At 64.4% G+C, this 2,829-nt stretch carries 2 protein-coding genes; both read right to left on the reverse strand.

Features of this window, described 5'->3' with window-relative positions:
• Nucleotides 1–1,313: GTP cyclohydrolase II (locus AC1D1P_RS19790; protein ID WP_477674145.1), on the reverse strand; the 1,313-nt coding region annotated here is incomplete at its 3' end.
• A 118-nt stretch (nucleotides 1,314–1,431) separates the two neighbouring features.
• Nucleotides 1,432–2,829 (reverse strand): helicase HerA-like domain-containing protein (locus tag AC1D1P_RS19795; RefSeq protein WP_477674146.1); only part of this gene is annotated, 1,398 nt, incomplete at its 5' end.

The raw sequence follows: 2,829 nt of genomic DNA on the forward strand, positions 1-2,829 counted from the left end.
CCCTTGGCTTTTTTCAGTTCTTCGGCGTCGGGCACCGCGCCGGGGGTGAAATAGCCTGCGGCCATCTTGGCGTCCATTTCGACCTGGGCGTCGGCCGGGATCATGTGTTCGGGAATATTGATGCGCTGAACTACCTCGATGCCCGAGCGGGTGATGGCGTCGTACTTCATGTTGCTCATGGAAACGAGCCGGTGGATTTTGCGGATGCCCAGCCAGTTGAGCACGTCTGGCATAAGTTCCTGGAAACGCATGTCTTGTACGCCGGCAACGCACTCCGTGCGGTTGAAGTACTGGTCGGCGGTGTCTCCACCGACCTGGCGCTTGCGCGCGTTGTAGACGAGGAATTTCGTGACTTCGCCTAGCGCCCGGCCTTCCTTGCGGAAATAGGACACCAGGCCCACACCGCCGCGCTGGGCACCCTGGATGCACTCTTCAATGGCGTGTGTGAGGTAGGGGCGGCAGGTGCAGATGTCGGAGCCGAAGACGTCGGAGCCGTTGCATTCGTCGTGCACGCGGGCGGTGAGTTCGACATCGGGGTTGGCCAGGTCGCGCGGGCGGCCAAAAATGTAGGCGGTGAGGCCGCCGATGGGCGGCAGGAAGACTTCCAGGTCGCTGCGGGTGACGAGCTCGGGGTACATGCCGCCGGTTTCTTCAAACAGCACGCGGCGCAAATCGGTTTCGCTGCAGCCAAAGCGGCGGGCAATTTCGGGCAGGTACCAGACCGGTTCAACGGCGACCTTGGTCACCATGGCCGCGCCGCCGGCTGTCAAAAACTTGCCGTCGGCCTTGAGCCTGCCCGACTGCAGGGCTTCGATCACCTCGGGCAGGATCACGTGGGCCTGGGTTACGGCGATGGTTGGCCGGATATCGTACCCCGCTGCCAGCTCACTGGAAAAAACGTCGGCCACCATCGCGCCCCATGGGTCCATAGCGACGATGCGGCCGGGCTCGCTCCATTGCGGGTAGGGACCGATCACGTCGGTCGGCGAGGTGTTCGTCAGGTCGGCTTTGTGGCTGGCCTTGAGCGCGCCGGAAGCGACGGCGAGCGCGCGGTAGACGCTGTACGAGCCGCTGTGCGTGCCGATGACGTTGCGGTGGCTGCGTTTGGTGGTGGTGCCCACCACCGGGCCGCGTTCGGCGGCAGTGGCGGCGGCCCAGCGGATAGGCAGGGCGCCATAACCTCCTGCGTGAGAGGTCAATCGGATGTGGGAGATCGCAGGGCTGGCCGGAGCTGTGGAGGAGGCAGGCGCAGAAACAGGCGAGGGGGAGGCCGGCCTTGGATCAGGTGACTTGGCGGCAACTTCAGCAGGCATTGCGAATCCTTAAAAAATCCAATGTAGCGATGCGTGCCGGGATTGACAAGCCCGGCAGTTTTGCCGGGTCGTTAATTTGCGACAGGCTTGGCCGAACGCACCGGGCCTGTGCGCGGGCTCAGCGTTTTTTGCCGCCAAAAATGCTGCCGAGGACGCCGCGGATGATTTCCCGGCCCACGGCCGAGCCCATGGTGCGCACGGCGGACTTGGCCATGCTTTGCGCCAGGCCGTCGTGCTTGCCGCCGCGCGGGCCGGTGGTGCCGAACAGGACATCGTTGAGCCCGCCCATGATGCCGCCCGAATCGGTTTGCCCGGCCGCGCCGCCCTGGGGTGCCTTGGCCGCTTCCGTGGCCGCGACTTCCGCGCGGCCTTTGATGGCTTCGTAGGCCGACTCGCGGTCCACGGTCTTTTCGTAGGCGCCGGCTACCAGCGAGTTTTGCAGCAGCTGCTGGCGTTGTGGCGGTGTGATGGGTCCGATCTGGCTGCCGGGCGGCAGCACGTAAACGCGTTCCGTCACGCTGGGGCGCCCTTTGCTGTCGAGAAAACTCACCAGGGCCTCGCCGACGGCCAGTTCGGTGATTGCGGTTTCGATGTCGAGGCCGGGCTTTTGCCGCATGGTCTGGGCGGTGGCCTTGACGGCTTTCTGGTCGCGCGGCGTGAAGGCGCGCAGGGCGTGCTGCACCCGGTTGCCGAGCTGGGCCAGCACCGAATCGGGAATGTCCAGCGGGTTTTGCGTCACAAAATACACGCCGACGCCCTTGGAGCGCACCAGGCGCACCACCAGCTCGATGCGCTCGACCAGCACCTTGGGCGCTTCGTTGAAGAGCAGGTGGGCCTCGTCGAAGAAGAAGACGAGCTTGGGCTGGTCCGGGTCGCCGATTTCAGGCAGTTGTTCGAACAGCTCGGACAGCATCCACAGCAAGAAGGTGGCGTAGAGGCGGGGCGAGTTCATGAGCTTGTCGGCCGCCAGGATGTTGATCACCCCTTTRCCATCAACGGTTTGCATGAAGTCGCTGATATTGAGCATGGGCTCGCCGAAGAACTTGTCGCCGCCCTGGCTTTCGATCTGCATCAGCCCGCGCTGGATGGCGCCCACGCTGGCGGCGCTGACGTTGCCGTATTTGGTGGTGAACTCGCTGGCGTTGTCGCCGACGTACTGCAGCATGGCGCGCAGGTCTTTCAGGTCCAGCAGCAGCATGCCGTTGTCGTCGGCGATCTTGAACACCAGGTTGAGCACGCCGGCCTGGGTTTCGTTGAGGTTGAGCATGCGGCCCAGCAGCAGTGGGCCCATGTCGGAAATGGTGGCACGCACGGGGTGGCCCTGTTCGCCGAAGACGTCCCACAGCGTGGCGGGGCAGGCCAGCGACTCGGGGAGGTCGATGCCGCGTTCCTTGAGGATGCCGGCCATTTTGCCGCCGATGGTGCCGGCCTGGCTGATGCCGGTCAGGTCCCCTTTGACGTCGGCCATGAAGACCGGGACGCCGATTTTCGAGAAGTTTTCGGCCAGTGTTTGCAG

This window comes from Polaromonas sp. P1_E1_2, assembly GCF_056406035.1.